21 protein-coding genes are annotated in these 17,397 nt (G+C 39.4%); 20 read left to right on the top strand and 1 reads right to left on the bottom strand.

Going from position 1 to position 17,397, the window contains the following annotated elements:
* Nucleotides 1–2 precede the first annotated feature (2 nt).
* The 5 genes from dnaK (at nucleotide 3) to deoC (ending at nucleotide 5,563) form a co-directional block, all read left to right on the top strand.
* Nucleotides 3–1,820, top strand: a complete 1,818-nt coding sequence (gene dnaK / locus ABID56_RS02735; protein ID WP_354219064.1) for a molecular chaperone DnaK — start codon at nucleotides 3–5, stop codon at nucleotides 1,818–1,820.
* A 157-nt stretch (nucleotides 1,821–1,977) separates the two neighbouring features.
* A complete protein-coding gene (gene dnaJ / locus ABID56_RS02730) occupies nucleotides 1,978–3,093 on the top strand; it encodes a molecular chaperone DnaJ (RefSeq protein WP_354219063.1) in 1,116 nt (371 codons plus the stop codon).
* Nucleotides 3,094–3,118: 25 nt separating this feature from the next.
* Nucleotides 3,119–4,060: a 50S ribosomal protein L11 methyltransferase gene (prmA, locus tag ABID56_RS02725; RefSeq protein WP_354219062.1), complete on the top strand. Its 942-nt coding sequence runs from the start codon at nucleotides 3,119–3,121 to the stop codon at nucleotides 4,058–4,060.
* A gap of 12 nt (nucleotides 4,061–4,072) precedes the next feature.
* Nucleotides 4,073–4,840: a 16S rRNA (uracil(1498)-N(3))-methyltransferase gene (locus tag ABID56_RS02720; RefSeq protein ID WP_354219060.1), complete on the top strand. Its 768-nt coding sequence runs from the start codon at nucleotides 4,073–4,075 to the stop codon at nucleotides 4,838–4,840.
* Between the two features lie 51 nt (nucleotides 4,841–4,891).
* Nucleotides 4,892–5,563 carry a deoxyribose-phosphate aldolase gene (deoC, locus tag ABID56_RS02715; protein WP_354219059.1) on the top strand — a complete coding sequence of 224 codons (672 nt, stop codon included), beginning with the start codon at nucleotides 4,892–4,894 and terminating at the stop codon, nucleotides 5,561–5,563.
* A 181-nt stretch (nucleotides 5,564–5,744) separates the two neighbouring features.
* On the opposite strand, the gene ABID56_RS02710 is transcribed toward deoC, so the two are convergent.
* Nucleotides 5,745–6,677 (bottom strand): Na/Pi symporter, encoded by a 933-nt coding sequence (locus tag ABID56_RS02710; protein WP_354219058.1) that lies wholly within the window; start codon nucleotides 6,675–6,677, stop codon nucleotides 5,745–5,747.
* A gap of 142 nt (nucleotides 6,678–6,819) precedes the next feature.
* On the opposite strand from ABID56_RS02710, the gene rpsU reads away from it, so the two are divergent.
* The 15 genes from rpsU (at nucleotide 6,820) to ABID56_RS02635 (ending at nucleotide 17,358) form a co-directional block, all read left to right on the top strand.
* Entirely contained in the window at nucleotides 6,820–6,999 is a 180-nt protein-coding gene (gene rpsU, locus ABID56_RS02705) for a 30S ribosomal protein S21 (RefSeq protein ID WP_306974537.1), read from the top strand.
* 18 nt (nucleotides 7,000–7,017) lie between these two features.
* Entirely contained in the window at nucleotides 7,018–7,464 is a 447-nt protein-coding gene (locus ABID56_RS02700; RefSeq protein WP_354219056.1) for a GatB/YqeY domain-containing protein, read from the top strand.
* 141 nt (nucleotides 7,465–7,605) lie between these two features.
* The gene (locus ABID56_RS02695) at nucleotides 7,606–8,928 is read left to right on the top strand and encodes an NfeD family protein (protein ID WP_354219054.1); all 1,323 of its coding nucleotides are present in this window, start codon (nucleotides 7,606–7,608) and stop codon (nucleotides 8,926–8,928) included.
* Between the two features lie 22 nt (nucleotides 8,929–8,950).
* Nucleotides 8,951–9,949, top strand: coding sequence for a flotillin-like protein FloA (gene floA, locus ABID56_RS02690; protein ID WP_354219053.1), 999 nt, complete (start codon nucleotides 8,951–8,953; stop codon nucleotides 9,947–9,949).
* A 25-nt stretch (nucleotides 9,950–9,974) separates the two neighbouring features.
* A complete protein-coding gene (locus ABID56_RS02685) occupies nucleotides 9,975–10,451 on the top strand; it encodes a YqfB family membrane protein (protein ID WP_354219051.1) in 477 nt (158 codons plus the stop codon).
* Between the two features lie 78 nt (nucleotides 10,452–10,529).
* Entirely contained in the window at nucleotides 10,530–10,808 is a 279-nt protein-coding gene (yqfC, locus tag ABID56_RS02680) for a sporulation protein YqfC (protein WP_354219049.1), read from the top strand.
* A gap of 33 nt (nucleotides 10,809–10,841) precedes the next feature.
* Nucleotides 10,842–11,990: a sporulation protein YqfD gene (locus ABID56_RS02675; RefSeq protein WP_354219313.1), complete on the top strand. Its 1,149-nt coding sequence runs from the start codon at nucleotides 10,842–10,844 to the stop codon at nucleotides 11,988–11,990.
* Between the two features lie 3 nt (nucleotides 11,991–11,993).
* Nucleotides 11,994–12,947: a PhoH family protein gene (locus ABID56_RS02670; RefSeq protein ID WP_354219048.1), complete on the top strand. Its 954-nt coding sequence runs from the start codon at nucleotides 11,994–11,996 to the stop codon at nucleotides 12,945–12,947.
* Between the two features lie 15 nt (nucleotides 12,948–12,962).
* Nucleotides 12,963–13,436 (top strand): rRNA maturation RNase YbeY, encoded by a 474-nt coding sequence (gene ybeY / locus ABID56_RS02665; RefSeq protein WP_354219047.1) that lies wholly within the window; start codon nucleotides 12,963–12,965, stop codon nucleotides 13,434–13,436.
* The gene (locus ABID56_RS02660; protein WP_354219046.1) at nucleotides 13,426–13,785 is read left to right on the top strand and encodes a diacylglycerol kinase family protein; all 360 of its coding nucleotides are present in this window, start codon (nucleotides 13,426–13,428) and stop codon (nucleotides 13,783–13,785) included. Before ybeY ends, ABID56_RS02660 begins: the two co-directional genes overlap by 11 nt.
* Before the next feature lie 124 nt (nucleotides 13,786–13,909).
* A complete protein-coding gene (gene era / locus ABID56_RS02655; RefSeq protein WP_354219045.1) occupies nucleotides 13,910–14,815 on the top strand; it encodes a GTPase Era in 906 nt (301 codons plus the stop codon).
* Between the two features lie 110 nt (nucleotides 14,816–14,925).
* On the top strand, nucleotides 14,926–15,060 hold the full coding sequence (locus ABID56_RS02650) for a YqzL family protein (protein ID WP_377946481.1): 135 nt from the start codon (nucleotides 14,926–14,928) through the stop codon (nucleotides 15,058–15,060).
* Nucleotides 15,061–15,085: 25 nt separating this feature from the next.
* Entirely contained in the window at nucleotides 15,086–15,829 is a 744-nt protein-coding gene (gene recO, locus ABID56_RS02645; protein WP_354219043.1) for a DNA repair protein RecO, read from the top strand.
* Nucleotides 15,830–15,914: 85 nt separating this feature from the next.
* Nucleotides 15,915–16,544 (top strand): transcriptional regulator CcpN, encoded by a 630-nt coding sequence (gene ccpN / locus ABID56_RS02640; RefSeq protein ID WP_354219041.1) that lies wholly within the window; start codon nucleotides 15,915–15,917, stop codon nucleotides 16,542–16,544.
* Between the two features lie 16 nt (nucleotides 16,545–16,560).
* On the top strand, nucleotides 16,561–17,358 hold the full coding sequence (locus ABID56_RS02635) for a pyruvate, water dikinase regulatory protein (RefSeq protein ID WP_354219039.1): 798 nt from the start codon (nucleotides 16,561–16,563) through the stop codon (nucleotides 17,356–17,358).
* Nucleotides 17,359–17,397 lie beyond the last annotated feature (39 nt).

The raw sequence follows: 17,397 nt of genomic DNA, 5'->3' as shown, positions 1-17,397 counted from the left end.
CAATGAGTAAGATTATTGGTATTGACTTAGGAACAACCAATTCATGTGTAGCAGTGATGGAAGGTGGCGAATCAAAAGTTATTCCGAACCCAGAAGGTAACCGTACGACACCTTCAGTTGTTGCTTTCAAAAATGGCGAACGCCAAGTAGGTGAAGTGGCTAAACGCCAAGCAATCACTAACGAAAACACAATCCAATCAATTAAACGCCATATGGGCACTGATTATAAAGTTGAAATTGAAGGTAAAGAATACACACCACAAGAGATGTCAGCTATCATTCTTCAACACATCAAACAGTATGCTGAAGATTATTTAGGTGAAGAAGTATCTAAAGCAGTTATTACAGTACCTGCTTACTTCAACGATGCTGAACGTCAAGCGACAAAAGATGCTGGTACAATTGCTGGTTTAGAAGTTGAGCGTATCATTAACGAACCAACAGCAGCAGCACTTGCTTACGGTATTGACCAAGATCAAGATCAAACAGTTCTTGTATACGACTTAGGTGGCGGTACATTTGACGTATCTATCCTAGATATCGGTGAAGGTACATTCGAAGTTGTCGCAACAGCTGGTGACAATAAACTAGGCGGTGACGATTTCGACCAAGTCTTAATCGATCATATGGTTGCAGAGTTCAAGAAAGAAAACGGCATTGACTTATCACAAGATAAAATGGCGTTACAGCGCTTAAAAGAAGCAGCTGAAAAAGCGAAGAAAGACTTATCAGGTGTAGCACAAACACAAATTTCACTACCGTTCATCTCAGCAGGCGAAGCTGGACCATTACACTTAGAAATGAACGTGACGCGTGCTAAATTTGAAGAGTTAGCAACTGAATTAGTAGAGCGTACGATGGGACCTACTCGCCGTGCACTTAAAGATGCAGGTATGTCATCATCAGACATTGATCAAGCAATCTTAGTTGGTGGTTCAACGCGTATCCCAGCAGTACAAGATGCGATCCAAAAAGAAATTGGCAAAGAGCCGTCTAAAGGTGTTAACCCTGACGAAGTTGTTGCACTCGGTGCTGCGATCCAAGGTGGCGTCTTACAAGGTGATGTGAAAGACGTTGTACTTCTAGACGTTACTCCACTTTCATTAGGTATCGAAACAATGGGTGGCGTCATGACGAAACTAATTGAACGTAATACAACGATTCCAACAAGTGAATCACAAGTATTCTCAACAGCTGCTGACAATCAACAATCCGTTGACATTCACGTCCTGCAAGGTGAACGTGAAATGGCAGCAGACAACAAAACATTAGGTCGTTTCCAATTAACTGACATTCCACCAGCACCACGTGGCGTTCCACAAATCGAAGTTAAATTCGATATCGATGCTAACGGTATTGTTAGTGTAAGCGCGAAAGACTTAGGCACAAATAAAGAACAATCGATTACTATTAAATCATCTTCTGGTCTATCTGAAGAAGAAGTTGAGCAAATGGTGAAAGATGCAGAAGAAAATGCTGAAGCGGATAAGAAACGCCGTGAAGAAGTTGAACTACGTAACGAAGCAGATCAACTTATTTTCACTGTCGACAAAACAATCAACGACCTTGGCGACAATGTAACAGATGAAGAAAAACAAAAAGCTGAATCAGCTAAAGAAGAACTACAAACTGCACTAGAAGGTGAAGACCAAGAAGCGATTAAAGAAAAGAAAGAAGCGCTCGAACAAGAAGTCCAAAACCTATCAGTGAAAATGTATGAACAAGCACAGCAACAACAGCAACAAGAAGGCGAAGGTCAAGAAGATGACAACGTAGTTGATGCTGATTATGAAGAAGTAAACGAAGACGAACGCAAATAAGCGCTTCGTTTAGTCCAAAAAAGTCAAAGCCAAGCGAGGTTATTCTTGGCTTTGGCTTTATTTATGATTGCTATCAGTCATAGCAAAAATTGCAGAAACAAAGACAATAATGTTAATATAAACTTTATGTGAGAAGATACGGGAGTGTGATCTTCAATTGAGTAAACGAGACTATTATGAGGTGCTTGGTGTTTCCCAAGACGCTTCAAAAGACGAAATTAAAAAAGCATACCGCAAGCTAGCTAGACAATATCACCCAGATGTCAGTGAAGAAGAAAACGCTGATGAAAAGTTCAAAGAAGCCAAAGAAGCTTACGAAACATTAAGTGATGACCAAAAACGTCAACAATACGACAGATTTGGGCATGCTGGTGGTCAACAAGGCCAAGGTGGCTTTGGTGCAGAAGGTTTCGGAGATTTCAGTGATATTTTCGACATGTTCTTCGGTGGTGGCGGCCGTCGTGATCCTAACGCACCACGCCAAGGTCAAGACTTACAATATACGATGGAAATCGATTTTGAAGAAGCAGTTTTCGGAAAAGAAACAACCATCCAAATTCCTAAAGACGAAGACTGTGAAACTTGTGATGGTTCTGGTGCTAAACCAGGTTCAAATGTATCGACTTGCTCCCATTGCGGTGGTTCAGGTCAAATGAACGTTGAACAAAACACACCATTCGGACGTGTTGTCAACCGTCGCGTTTGTCAACATTGTTCTGGTACTGGCCAATTTGTTGAAGAGAAATGTTCAACATGTGGCGGTGACGGCAAAGTCCGTAAACACCAGAAGATTGATATCAACATTCCAGGTGGTATCGAAGACGGTCAACAAATCCGCGTGACAGGACAAGGTCGAGCAGGCGTCAACGGTGGGCCTCCGGGCGATTTATTCGTTTTAGTCCGCGTGAAACGTCATGAGTTCTTTGAGCGTGATGGTGACGATATATTATGCGAAATTCCAATCACGTTCACACAAGCTGCACTTGGTGACGAACTTGAAGTACCAACTGTTCACGGTCGTGTGAAACTTAAAATACCAGCTGGTACACAAACGGGTACCCATTTCCGATTGAAAGGAAAAGGTGCGCCAAACGTTCATGGTTATGGCCAAGGTGACCAACACATTTTAGTTAAAGTGATGGTACCGAAAAACTTAAACGACCGTCAAAAAGAACTGTTACGTGAATTCCACGAACTAAGTGGCGAAGATTCTTTAGATGAACAACAAGACAATTTATTTACTCGATTCAAACGCGCGTTTAAAGGTGACTAATTTAATTAAAGTGAGCTGATTAGTAGTGAAATGGTCTGAATTTAAAATTCATACGACGAATGAGGCGATTGAACCGGTCTCAAATATCTTGCATGAAGCAGGTGCGAGCGGGGTTGTCATTGAAGACCGAAATGATTTAGATAAAGATTGGTCGACGATGTATGGTACGATTTATGAGTTGGATCCTGAAAACTATCCAGAAGAAGGCGTCTATATTAAAGCCTATTTACCGGTTAATAGTTTTTTAGGTGAAACGGTAGAAGAAATCAAACAAGCCATTAATAACCTCGAGACGTTCGATATCGATATTGGTCATAATAAAGTTACCATTTCGGAGATTAATGAAGAAGAATGGGCGACAGCGTGGAAAAAATACTATAAACCAGTTAAAATTTCCGATAAAATTACAATCACACCGACTTGGGAAGATTACCAGCCTGTCAGTAGCGATGAGATCATCATAGAGCTTGATCCAGGTATGGCATTTGGCACAGGTACGCACCCAACGACGGTTCTAAGCTTACAAGCCCTAGAGCGATATATTCAAACTGGCGATAGCGTCATGGACGTTGGCTCTGGTTCAGGTGTGTTATCGATTGGTGCAATATTATTAGGAGCTGCCGATGTTCAAGCGTTTGATTTAGATGAAGTTGCCGTTAAAAGCACGACAATCAACGTTAAATTAAATAAAGTACAAGACCGTGTCACAACGCGACAAAATGATCTGTTAAAAGACATTGACGTACAAGCTGATGTTATCGTATCTAATATTTTAGCGGAGATTATTGTTAAAACAACGCAAGAAGCCTATCAATTAATTAAGCCAGGGGGCTATTTTATTACCTCGGGTATTATTAATGCTAAAAAAGAGCTTGTTAAACAAGATTTGGAAAAGCAAGGCTTTAACATTGTCGAAACGAATCAAATGGAAGATTGGATTTCGATCATTGCACAAAAGCCTGAATAGTGAGAGGTTATTATGCAGCGATATTTTATACCGAACGATAACTGGATATACGATAATCAATCAGTTTTGATTGAAGGTGACGATTTTCACCATATCGTTAACGTTATGCGAATGGTTTCAGGTGATGCTATCATTGGTTGTAATGAAAACGAACAAAGCTATCAGCTCATCTTGGATCAAATCGATGAATCGCAAAAACAACTGTATGCTACGATTGACTATGAGTTAAACGAAGATACGGAATTACCTGTGCATATTAGTGTTGCTCAAGGCTTACCTAAAGGGGATAAATTAGACACGATTGTACAAAAAGGTACTGAGCTAGGGATGCGTTCGTTTATCCCACTACAAATGGACCGGTCCATTGTGAAATGGGATCGAAAAAAACAGCCTAAAAAAATAGACCGTTTAAAAAAGATCGCTAAAGAAGCAAGTGAACAATCGCATCGATTAATGATTCCACACATTCATTCGCTCCAATCGTTGGATGACGTTATAGATTTTAATCATTTTGATAAGATCATTGTCGCAAGTGAGTATGAAGCAAAAGGTAGCCATCAACCAGCACGGTTACTTGATGATTTAATGCAATTAATAAAAGGGCAACATCGTGTTTTAATCATTATTGGACCTGAAGGCGGCATTTCACCACATGAATTAGCGAAGTGTGAAGATGCTGGTGTATTGCCGGCGCGTCTCGGGAAACGTATTTTGAGAACAGAAACAGCTTCACTTTATTTATTATCTGTTATATCGTATTCTTTAGAGGAAACAAACTAATATAGCATTGTTTAAAAGTGTTATAAATAGGAATTTGAAGGAGAGATGACCATGAGTCAATCATTAGCAAGTAAAATTGATCACACACAATTAAAGCCTGAAACACAAACAGAGAAAATTAATCAAATTTGTCAGGAAGCAAAAGACAATCATTTTGCATCTGTTTGCGTGACGCCGACTTGGGTAGCGCATAGTTATGAACTACTTAAAGATACAGACGTGAAAGTTTGTACTGTTATTGGTTTTCCATTAGGAGCAACAACGCCAGAGACAAAAGCGTTTGAGACAAATCAAGTTATCGACCAAGGGGCTACGGAAGTTGATATGGTGATTAACATTGGCTCACTTAAAGATGGTCAATACGAAGAAGTAGAGCGCGATATTCAAGCAGTTGTAGATGAAGCGAAGGATCGTGCGCTCGTTAAAGTCATTATTGAAACGTCTTTATTAACGCAAGATGAGAAAGTTAAAGCGTGTGAATTAGCAAAACGTGCTGGTGCAGACTATGTGAAAACGTCAACAGGTTTCTCTGGAGGTGGTGCAACAGTTGAAGATATTAAACTGATGCGCGCGACAGTTGGGCCTGAAATGGGTGTTAAAGCATCAGGCGGTGTTAAAAGTTTAGAAGACGCTAACGCGATGATCGAAGCTGGCGCAACACGAATTGGCGCTTCTTCTGGTGTACAAATCGTAAATGGCGAACAATCTAATTCAGATTACTAAGTGCTAGAGGCTGGGACAGTAGGGTATTAAATTTTACAAAAGACGAATATTTTAACTTCATAACAGTTAAGCACTAATAAGCGGAATCAAAACAAGTAGACGCCTGGCAGAACACCCGAACAATTTATTTTTAAAATTGTTCGGGTGTTACTTTGTATTATTTACTTTTGTCTCAGCCTCTTTAAACTTTACGCTCATAAATGAATGTCATAACACGGGAGAATGGTTTTAAACCGATAAGTATGATTAGGCCTAGTGCTACATTATACATAAACGCTAAGGCGACAATTTGTTGGTTCACAGAATCGATAGCCCAAGTCACAATGTAGATTATGCTAGTTTTAAATTGCGGAATCAAAGCGATGATCATACCGAGCATATTAATCATAACGTGGCTGTAAGCTGTCATTTTCGCTAAACGAGATTGACCAATTGATAAAATAATCACGGTTATACACGTCCCGAGATTAGCGCCAACGATCAAATAAAATATGTGATTAATCACAAAAGCACCATCTTGCGATAAACCGATCAATAAAGCAGTAAAAGTCGTTGACGATTGTAATACAGCTGTTGTCGCAAAGCCTGTCAATAACAATTCAACGTTGCTCGTTTGTGGTGATGATAGCCAATGATCCACTTTTGACAACGTTAACGTATGCGTTAAATTTTCAAATCCATATAATGCTGCAAATATGGTACCTAACCCTAACATAATGGTACCAATACTAAAGCACCCATAATGTTTGAACGGTAATAATATTAAGGTTGTCCCTAAAATTAAACAACTAATCATTAAAAACGTATTGTTCCAAACAAATAATTGTGTCGTTAACGTTGTCCCGATATTAGCACCAATTAAGTAACAAAGAATGAAGGGAACAGCCCTGTCACCACGCCTTATAAACGTCATTAACATCGCAATGGAAACGGAGCTACTTTGCAAAAGAATCGTCATCAAAAAGCCGAATATGAGGCCATTTCTTTTGGATAATTTTTCTTTCAATATTGACAGCTGTCGCTCCGTCATCGTGCGAAAGCCGATTTTCATAAGTGTTAAACCAAATATTAACAAACCAATTAATACGAAAATCAATAATAAAAGTGAATACATCGTAACACCTCAATCCATACTATGTGAATTTGGACAAGTCATGAGTAAAACGTTGACCAAAGCAAAAATATTTAATATAATAACTTAAGATGTGCTAAGGCACATATTGATTTATGCGTTTTATTTGGAGGGAGGGTTGAGCATGTCAAATCAAACTAACGTTAGAAAGAATGAGTCTATTGAAGATGCTCTTCGACGCTTTAGAAAATCGGTTTCTAAGAATGGCACGCTTTCAGAATATCGTAAGCGCGAATTCTACGAAAAACCGAGCGAACGTCGTAAGAAGAAGAAAACAGAAGCTGCTAAAAAGAATAAAAAGTAAGAAGAGGGTGTATCATTAATGGCTTTGCTTGATCGTTTAAACGATGACATGAAACAAGCTATGCGCAACAAAGAGAAAGATAAGCTTGCAGTCATTCGTGGAATTAAATCTTCATTGCAAAATGAAGCACTTAACAAAAAGGACGGCGAGCTTACGGAAGAAGAAGAGCTCCAAGTTCTTATGCGTGAAGTAAAGCAAAGAAAAGACTCCCTCCAAGAGTTCAAGGATGCTGATCGTAAAGATTTAGTCGACAAAACGGAGCAGGAATTAGCTCTTGTTGAATCATATTTACCTAAGCAGTTATCCGACGAAGAATTAGTGGAGATTATCGATGAAACAATTCAAGAAGTCGGTGCGACGTCCAAACAAGACATGGGTACTGTGATGAGCGCAGTCATGCCTAAAGTAAAAGGTAAGACAGATGGCTCTAAAGTAAACAAGCTCGTTATGGAACGTTTACAATAGGTGAAGGAAGATAGGTGCTTTGCTTGTCAATGAAACCATCATGATCTTAGATAGAAATGATGCATTGATAGGCTTAGCACTTATTTTTTCGTTATTTTATCGTAAAATTGCGACGATTGAGCGTGGAAGGGGGACTTGTCTTTGAAACGATGGCTTCAATGGTGCACAGTAGCTATTGTGTTTTTTTTAATCGGTCAAATGCCATCACTTATTGCTGATGAGCATAATGATAACAATACGGTTTATATCGTCCCTGTTGAAGAAGATGTTGAACGTGGATTAGTTGCATTTATGGAGAGAAGTATTGAAGAAGCAGAAAATCAATTCGCTGATCATATTATTTTAGAAATTGATACACCAGGTGGTCGGGTTGATTCTGCGAATGAAATTGCCGGGTTGTTATCTGATACGGATACTCCTATTACAGCGTATGTTAAAAGTCAAGCTCTATCAGCAGGTTCTTACATAGCCTTAATGGCGGATGACATTTATATGAATAGTGTAGCCACGATGGGAGCGTCAGGTGTCATAACAGGAGACGGTACAGCAGCTGATGAGAAAGCACAATCAGCATGGATCGCAGCGATGGAAGCGGCGGCTGAACGTCAGGGACGTGATCCGTTGTATGCTAGAGCGATGGCTGATTCATCAATCGATCTTCCGGAATATGATGCAGGTGAAGGTGAGTACCTTACGTTAAGCCCTGATGAGGCTGTAGATGTAGGTTATGCGAAGGCAAATGTGTCGAATCGTGCAGAAGTCATATCGCAACTAGGTTATGACAATCCACGAATTGTTGAAACCCAACCGACTATTTCTGAAAATATCGCTCGCTTTGTGACGAACCCCGTTGTCATTTCGATATTACTGTCTGTGGCAAGTATTGGGTTAATCGTTGAACTGTACTCGCCTGGTTTTGGAATTGCAGGTATTATGGGGGCGGTGGCGTTATTATTGTTTTTCTATGGCCATCTCATTGCTGGGTTTGCTGGCTATGAGGCGATGATACTACTGTTAATAGGGTTGGTCTGTATTATTATCGAGATTTTTGTTCCTAGTGGTATATTAGGAGCGATTGGTGGCGTAGCTATATTAGGGGCTCTTCTTGTATCAGGAGCTGACCTTGGTCAAATGGCCATCAGTTTAAGCATTGCGATTTTAATCGCGATTGCAGTGGCTGTATTTTTATTCAAAAAGCTTGATACAGACCGCGGTATCTTTCGACATATCGTTCTAAAAGATCAGACAAGTTCTGAAAAAGGTTATTTGTCCAATCATAATCGAGACGATTTAATTGGCCAAGAAGGGCAAGCGTTAACATTTTTAAGACCATCTGGAACAGCATTATTCGGTGATGAGCGATTAGATGTGGTAACAGAAGGACAATTTATTGCACAACATCAACCCATTAAAATTGTAAAAGTAGAAGGGTCTCGGATAGTTGTTCGCGAAATGAATTCATAAGAAAGTTTAAGGAGGATGTTTAATGGAATTAGCAGATTTATTTCCGTTGATTATTGTAGCATTACTTATTATTGGGATTGCGATCTTATTTACGTTCGTTCCAGTGATGCTATGGATTAGTGCACTAGCAGCGGGTGTACGTATTAGTATTTTCACACTTGTTGGTATGCGCTTACGTCGTGTCGTACCGAAAATGGTAATTAACCCATTAATTAAAGCCCATAAGGCTGGTTTAGACGTTCAAACGAACCAACTTGAAAGCCACTATTTAGCCGGTGGTAATGTCGACCGCGTTGTGAATGCGTTAATTGCGGCTCAGCGTGCGAACATTGAGTTAAGCTTTGAACGTTGTGCGGCGATCGACTTAGCAGGTCGTGACGTGTTAGAAGCCGTGCAAATGAGTGTTAACCCGAAAGTGATTGAAACACCATTTATCGCTGGTGTTGCGATGGATGGTATCGAAGTGAAAGCAAAAGCACGTATTACCGTTCGTGCCAATATCGATCGCCTAGTCGGTGGTGCTGGTGAAGATACAGTCATCGCTCGTGTTGGCGAAGGGATTGTCAGTACGATTGGTTCATCTGATAATCACGGCAAGGTATTAGAAAACCCTGATACGATCTCACAAAATGTGTTGTCTAAAGGGTTAGATGCAGGAACAGCATTCGAGATTTTATCCATTGATATTGCCGATATTGATATTGGTAAGAACATCGGCGCGATGTTACAAACTGACCAAGCTGAAGCCGATAAAAATATTGCTCAGGCGAAAGCAGAAGAACGCCGTGCAATGGCTGTCGCGCAAGAACAAGAAAACATTGCGAAAGTTCAAGAAATGCAAGCGAAAGTGGTTGAGGCTGAATCTGAAGTACCTCAAGCACTTGCCGAAGCATTACGAAATGGTAACATGGGCGTTATGGATTACGTGAATTATAAAAACATGTTAGCTGATACGGATATGCGTGAAATGATTGGTAAATTAAGCAAACACGAAAATGATGAGAGTGATGATAGAAAATAATCGCTCTAAAGGAGAGTGATTGCATATGGGTGGATTAATTGAATTAATCGCTAGCAATATTTTCGTTATTATAGCAGCCATTGTCGGTTTGCTGAGTGTTTTTCAAGATGGTGACAAAGAAAAAAACACACGAAACCGACCAGTACCTGCTACACCATCCGGGCCAACTAAGGAAAAGGTAGAAGAGGCCCAAGAATCAGTACAACAAACAGCACAAGAAAAAATGGATGAGTTGTCTAATCAAACATCGAGTTGGTATGAAGCAATGGAAGATTCACGCCAACGATTAGAAGATGTGGAGACAGAATCACGAACAGGTGTCCATAGTAGTGCGATTGATAATATGGATACGATAAAACGTGGCTCTATTCGTGACGACGATCGTTCATCGATTCATCGCGTATCTGTTCATGAAAACATTACACGAAAACGAATTGTCGAAAGTGTTATCATGGCAGAAGTGTTAGGGAAACCGAAAGCGAAGGCAAAACGAACGCTATAAAAAGGGATGAAACACAGGATGTAGAACGTATACATCCTGTGTTTTTTTCATACATTGGTGGTGATAGGGGGCGATTACGTGTCGCAGTTATCAAAACGAGTTAAGCGTTGGTTAAGTGATCAAGGTCAATTACCAAAAGATATTATTCTTGATTACCCCCGTATAACGATGATCGGTCAAATTCATATTTATATTGAAAATCATCAAGGGTTGCGTCACTTTTCGAGTGACCAAGTCATTGTAAACCAATCGAATGGTCGGATCGTCATTAACGGTCGTGAGCTTGTTATAAAAAATTTATTGCGGGAGGATATTGTCGTTGAAGGGCATATCGACGCGGTGAATTGGGAGGCATGAACTTCTTAAAAAGGAGGGGGTAAATCATTGGGCATGATGAATCAATATGACTTAATGACTGTCACGATTACAGGTGAACAACCTGAGGCATTTATCCAATCAATTGTGGATCGAGGTTATCCGGTTTATGGTGTTAAACGAATAGATGATAGCTCATTGTTTGTTAAGGTATCACCACAGGCTATCCGACTCATGAAACAGACTAGACGAGCTTACCATTGTTCGATTCTTTTACAAGAAAAACCGCGTTTATGGCGGTTTTATCATCACAAACATCAATGGATCTCATATAGTTTTGGCGTCGTTTTAGTTTGTTTAGTCATCGTTTTACTATCGAATGTTATTTGGCGTGTTGACATTGTTGGTGGATCACCAGAGCTTCGATATGATGTAAGACAATCATTGAACGAATTAGGGTTGAAACAAGGGGAGTGGGTCTTCCGCCAAGACGACTTAAGTCGAGTTGAGCGAGAGTTAATGAATCAAATTGAGGAACTAGCCTATGTAGGTCTGTCTCAAGAAGGCAGTTCATTTACGATCACAGTTGAGGAAACAGACGTGTATGAACCGCCATTGAATGAAGAACCTGTCAACTTGATTGCTAAACAAACAGGCGTTATCCAATCCATGTTCATTGAGACTGGCCGCCCTTTAGTTCGAATTCATGATACAGTTAATAAAGGGGATGTGTTAGTGAGTGGTGAACTTGAAGAAGAAGGAGACGTGCAGGTTCACGCAGAGGGTGAAGTAATTGCTGATGTTTGGTATCGTGTACAAGCCTCGATTCCTTTGGATTATCGTTATCAAACAGTCGAGCAAAAACCATCGACTAAGTATTCGTTAACATTGTTTGATAATTGGAATTTGTTTAAGCCAGATCGCCCGGACGACCTTATCCATACATCCACTCGTCCCGTTTATTTTTTGGATTGGCAATTACCCGTGTCGATTCATCGTCATCAAATACATACAATAACAGACCAACAAACAGAATTTAATTTGGATGAACAATTAGAAAGAGAGATTGAAGAACAGTTGAAAAGGCAATTAGGTTCATCCATTGATGTCACGTATCAAAAAGTTTTGCACGAGGAACGGGACAGTGATAAAGTTAACTTAGACATGTTTATTAAAGTTCATGAAAACATTGTACAAGAGCAAAAAATCAACCAAGGAGATTGATGTATGCAAGCAGATAAACAAAGTATCAATTTACATCTTGAAGATCATAACGATACGCTTAATTTATTTGGTACGAATGATCGCAATATCAAACAAATTGAAGAGTTTATGCCTGTCAATATTATTACACGTGGTGGGCAAATTAAAATAGAAGGTCAAAAAGACGATATAGAACTCGTACATGATTTACTGCAAAAAGTTCTAAATGTTATTAAAAAAGGGATTACCGTTACAGAACGAGATATTATTTATGGTATCGAACTAGCTAGAACGGATAAATTAGAACAGTTTGAAACATTATTTGAAGATGAGATAACGAAAAATCAAAACGGTAAACCAATCCGTGTGAAGACTTTAGGTCAACGGGATTATGTTGCGGCAATGAAAGCGAACGACTTAGTGTTCGGTGTTGGGCCAGCCGGGACAGGTAAAACATATTTGGCAGTTGTAATGGCTGCAAAAGCGCTTCGGAACGGTGAAGTGAAGCGAATGATTTTAACACGACCTGCTGTTGAAGCGGGGGAGAGCTTGGGTTTTTTACCGGGGGATTTGAAAGAAAAAGTCGATCCGTATCTACGTCCATTATACGATGCGTTACATGATGTGATTGGAAAGGAGCATACAGCGAGATTGATGGAACGCGGAACGATTGAAATCGCACCGCTTGCCTATATGCGTGGGCGTACACTAGATGATGCATTTGTTATTTTAGATGAAGCGCAAAATACAACACCAGAACAAATAAAGATGTTTTTAACCCGCTTAGGCTTTGGTTCAAAAATGGTTGTTACAGGCGATATTACTCAAATTGACTTGCCAAAAGGCGTCAGATCAGGGCTTAAAGTAACGGAGGAAAAGTTATCAGGTGTTAAAGGAATTTCTTTCAATTATCTAAAAGGGGCTGACGTCGTAAGACACCCGCTTGTCCAGCGTATTATTGATGCTTATGAAACGTGATGAGGAGGCTTTAGCATGCAAATCGACTTAATTGATGAAACAGAAAAGGTACAAGATGATTTAATACAGTTATTACATGACGTTTTACAGTATGCTGCTCAACAAGAAGCAGTTGATGATGCTGCAGAAATGTCTGTCACACTCGTGGATGATGAGACGATTCAGCAAATCAACGCTGATTATCGCGGGAAAGATTACGCGACGGATGTGATATCATTCGCTTTAGAAGAACAAGGTGAAGGTGAGATGGATATTATAGGTGATGATATTCCTGTTCATTTAGGTGATATTGTCATTTCAATCGACCGAGCGGAAGCGCAAGCAGATGAATATAATCACTCATTTGAGCGTGAATTCGCTTTTCTAGGCGTTCATGGTTTATTACATTTGTTAGGGTATGACCATGAGACAGAAACCGACGAAAAAGCAATGTTTCATAAACAAGAAACCATTTTACAATCATTTGGATTGAAGCGCGATGAAACGTAATCGGATCGGCTTAAACTATGCCTTAAACGGACTTAAGATCGCGCTAACTCAAGAATATAATTTTCGAATCCATCTTATCGTCTTAGTCATAACAGTCTTCGCTGGGTTAGTGGTTGACTTGAGTCGAATAGAATGGTTATGGATTATTATAGCTGGTGGTTTTGTTGTCACGTTAGAATTAATTAATTCTGTAATTGAAATGATAACGGATGTCCTATTTCCAGACTATGATTCAATAGCAAAGCGGATTAAAGATATTAGTGCAGCAGCAGTGTTAACCTCTTCAATCACAGCAATGCTCATTGGAATTATCATTTTCGTCCCTAAAATATGGACTTCGTTGATATAACGTAAAACTCGCTCACAGTGGCGGGTTTTATTTTATCGATTGGCTCACATCATTTGATTATGTGAATTTTCATCCCGTTTGTAGTAAACTTAAAATACAAGCTTAAAATAGGAGAGAGCGACTTATGACAGAACAATATCATTCAGGATTTATTGCGATTATCGGTCGACCAAATGTGGGTAAATCAACATTTATGAATCGTGTCATTGGCGAAAAAATAGCGATCATGAGCGATAAACCACAAACGACCCGCAACAAAATACAAGGTGTGTTAACGACAGACGACGCACAATATGTTTTTATTGATACACCAGGTGTCCATAAACCGAAACATCGACTCGGTGATTTCATGGTACAGTCGGCGGTTAATACATTAAATGAAGTAGACGTGATTATGTTCATGGTTAATGCCGACGAAGGTTACGGCAAAGGCGATGAATATATCATTGAACGATTAAAACAAGTTCAAAACCCAGTCGTACTGGTGATCAATAAAATCGATGAAGTCCATCCAGATGAACTATTACCGATGATTGATACATATCGACAGAAGCTTGACTTCGACGATATTGTCCCTATCTCGGCATTAGAAGGCAATAATACAGATGAACTGTTGACGGTTTTAGGTCGTCATTTACCAGAAGGGCCACAATATTACCCAGAAGATCATTTAACAGACCACCCTGAGCGGTTTATCATTAGTGAATTTATTCGTGAAAAAGTGTTACATCATACACACGAAGAAATACCACATTCAATCGCTGTTGTCATAGATTCTATTAAAGAACGTGACGACCAAGACATGATAGATGTCCAAGCCACAATTGTGGTCGAACGAAATTCACAAAAAGGCATAATTATAGGTAAGCAAGGAGCTATGTTAAAACAAATTGGATCCGAAGCGCGCTCAGATATAGAATCGTTACTTGGCACGGGTATTTATTTAGAATTATGGGTGAAAGTTCAAAAAGACTGGCGCAATCGACAATTCCACTTGCGTGATTTCGGTTACCGTGAGGATGAATATTAATAAAGCGTTTAATTGGTAATTATTTTAACTCATGAACTGTTTCATTTCGGTGAAAATAAGCTTAAGGATTTCAGTTCAACAACTGAAAGGTGGCGTATAGGATGTTAAATATGTCTTGGCGTTTATTTGAGAAAACCGGAAATGTTGAAGCTTATTTATTAGCAAAACAACTTGAAATGGAGAAAGTGAAACAAACGCAACCATCCTCATCACCTCAATCGTCTAAACTTAAACCTAACGTATAACGTAGGAAAGTGGGTGGAGAGGCTTATGCAACAAGTGAATGGTATTGTACTCAAAACACAAGATTACGGGGAAACGAATAAAATTATCACATTATTAACCGAAGAGTGTGGCATGTTAAGCGCCATAGCGCGTGGCGCCAAAAAATCTCGAAGTCAAATGGCTGCGGTGTCGCAGCCATTTATCTATGGTCAGTTTTTACTCTATGTCGGTAAAGGTATGGGGACGATACATCAAGGTGAAATGTTACATAGCATGCGTCATGTGAGAGAAGATATTATGTTGACGGCTTATGCAACTTATATGGCAGAACTAACAACGAAGTTATTAGATGAAAAGCAACCAAACGCCCCGCTATTTGATGAATTTCGTGTCAGTTTAGAGCGAATGGAATCCGATCCGCCGCTTGCCATTACATTAATGTATGAATTAAAAATGTATCATATAGCAGGGTTTGCTCCTGTTGTGAATCAATGTGTCAATGGACACACGGAAGAACCCATTGTTGGCTTTTCGGTAAGCGAAGGTGGCGTCGTTTGTGAGCGATGCCGTTACAGCACAACAGATTGTATTAACCTTTCACCACAGGTATTTCATGTTCTTCGTCTCATGAGTCAAAGAAGTATCAAAAGTATACGAAGCGTATCGATTCAAGATGAAACACTTGAGCTAATTAAAAATATACTGAATCAGTATTACGATTATTATGGAGGTTATACGATTAAGTCGAAACGATTTCTACAACAAATGAATGACTTAAGGTTAGATTGATTAAATGTGTTATACTATTTATTTATTTTTAAAATTAATGTATAATATTCATATGACTTATGACCGTTTAAGGTGGTGAAAGTTAATGGATTTAACGGATCGGCAAGAACAAATTGTGACGATTGTGAAAGAACGTGGTCCAATCACAGGAGAAAATATTGCTGATGAACTTAATTTAACGCGAGCAACATTAAGACCAGATTTAGCTATTCTGACGATGGCTGGTTTTTTAGATGCTAGGCCTCGTGTTGGCTATTTTTATACAGGTAAGACAGGTAGTGAGCTTTTAACTGATAAAATCAAAAAACTAACCGTACGTGATCATTATTCCGTCCCTGTCGTTGTCAATGATCAAACTCATGCTTATGACGCGATTACGACAATGTTTTTAGAAGACGTCGGGACTCTTTTTGTTGTGGATCAGCACGGTATTTTAGTCGGTGTATTGTCGCGAAAAGATTTATTAAGGACGAGTATGGGGCAACAAGATTTATCTGAAGTCCCTGTTCATATTATTATGACGCGTTTACCGAAAATCAAAGTGTGTCAAAAGAATGATTTACTCGTAGATGCGAGTATTAAGTTAATCGAGAATCAAATTGATGCATTACCTGTTATACAAGAACATGAACGAGGTATGGAAGTAATTGGTCGATTAACAAAAACTAATATTACTAAGGCTTTTGTAGGCCTAGTCAATCGAGATGATTTATAAAAGGGGGAAACGATGAATGAACCCGAATACGTTTTATATTGTGTCCGATTCCGTTGGTGAAACAGCTGAATTAATGGCGAAAGCAGCGCTTAGTCAATTTCTCAATTCTGAAATGCGTATACAACGAATTCCTTACGTTGAAGATGTAGCAACGCTTAATGAAACAGTCCAAACAGCGAAAGAAAATGGTGGGATCATTGCTTATACATTAGTCAAACCAGACTTCCGTAAGCACCTACAAGCCCGCGCGGATGAGGCCAACGTTATTGCAATGGATATGTTAGGTCCGATTATGGATCATTTGCAAGGCTATTTGAACGAAGAGCCTATTTTGCAACCAGGGTTGGTGCATAAATTGGATGAAGATTATTATAAGCGAATTGAAGCAATTGAATTTGCTGTTAAATATGATGACGGGCGAGATGCGAAAGGGATTTTAAAAGCTGATTTAGTGTTGATTGGGGTATCGAGAACGTCCAAAACGCCTTTGTCCCAATTTTTGGCACATAAACAGTTGAAAGTAGCCAATGTCCCAATTGTTCCTGAAGTTGATCCACCTGAGGAATTATTTCAAGTTGACCCGAGCAAATGTGTCGGCTTAAATATTGAACCAGAGCAATTGAATCACATACGTCATGAGCGTCTTAAATCACTTGGGTTAGATGGAAGTGCAAATTACGCTCGAAGCGAACGAATTCAAGAAGAGATAGATTATTTCAACAAAATTGTCGACCACATTGGTTGTCGAACGATTAATGTTTCAACAAAAGCAGTTGAAGAAACAGCCAATGCTATTTTAAATACGATTCGTTGAAACAAATGGCATGATCGGCTCGTCTAATATAGACGGGTC

This window comes from Alkalibacillus flavidus, from assembly GCF_040545925.1.
Classification (GTDB): Bacteria; Bacillota; Bacilli; order Bacillales; family Alkalibacillaceae; genus Alkalibacillus; species Alkalibacillus flavidus.
The sequence above is the reverse complement of the archived record's forward strand: the minus strand, read 5'-3'. Positions and strand labels throughout refer to the sequence as shown.

Coding starts and splice junctions, on each gene's coding strand:
- ABID56_RS02700 (WP_354219056.1), top strand. CDS start 7,018: ATGGCTTTGCTTGATCGTTTAAACGATGACATGAAACAAGCTATGCGC.
- ybeY (WP_354219047.1), top strand. CDS start 12,963: ATGCAAATCGACTTAATTGATGAAACAGAAAAGGTACAAGATGATTTA.
- era (WP_354219045.1), top strand. CDS start 13,910: ATGACAGAACAATATCATTCAGGATTTATTGCGATTATCGGTCGACCA.
- ABID56_RS02685 (WP_354219051.1), top strand. CDS start 9,975: ATGGGTGGATTAATTGAATTAATCGCTAGCAATATTTTCGTTATTATA.
- ABID56_RS02635 (WP_354219039.1), top strand. CDS start 16,561: ATGAACCCGAATACGTTTTATATTGTGTCCGATTCCGTTGGTGAAACA.
- ABID56_RS02720 (WP_354219060.1), top strand. CDS start 4,073: ATGCAGCGATATTTTATACCGAACGATAACTGGATATACGATAATCAA.
- floA (WP_354219053.1), top strand. CDS start 8,951: ATGGAATTAGCAGATTTATTTCCGTTGATTATTGTAGCATTACTTATT.
- ABID56_RS02710 (WP_354219058.1), bottom strand. CDS start 6,677: ATGTATTCACTTTTATTATTGATTTTCGTATTAATTGGTTTGTTAATA.
- deoC (WP_354219059.1), top strand. CDS start 4,892: ATGAGTCAATCATTAGCAAGTAAAATTGATCACACACAATTAAAGCCT.
- dnaK (WP_354219064.1), top strand. CDS start 3: ATGAGTAAGATTATTGGTATTGACTTAGGAACAACCAATTCATGTGTA.
- rpsU (WP_306974537.1), top strand. CDS start 6,820: ATGTCAAATCAAACTAACGTTAGAAAGAATGAGTCTATTGAAGATGCT.
- ABID56_RS02660 (WP_354219046.1), top strand. CDS start 13,426: ATGAAACGTAATCGGATCGGCTTAAACTATGCCTTAAACGGACTTAAG.
- ABID56_RS02670 (WP_354219048.1), top strand. CDS start 11,994: ATGCAAGCAGATAAACAAAGTATCAATTTACATCTTGAAGATCATAAC.
- ABID56_RS02650 (WP_377946481.1), top strand. CDS start 14,926: ATGTCTTGGCGTTTATTTGAGAAAACCGGAAATGTTGAAGCTTATTTA.
- ccpN (WP_354219041.1), top strand. CDS start 15,915: ATGGATTTAACGGATCGGCAAGAACAAATTGTGACGATTGTGAAAGAA.
- recO (WP_354219043.1), top strand. CDS start 15,086: ATGCAACAAGTGAATGGTATTGTACTCAAAACACAAGATTACGGGGAA.
- ABID56_RS02675 (WP_354219313.1), top strand. CDS start 10,842: ATGATGAATCAATATGACTTAATGACTGTCACGATTACAGGTGAACAA.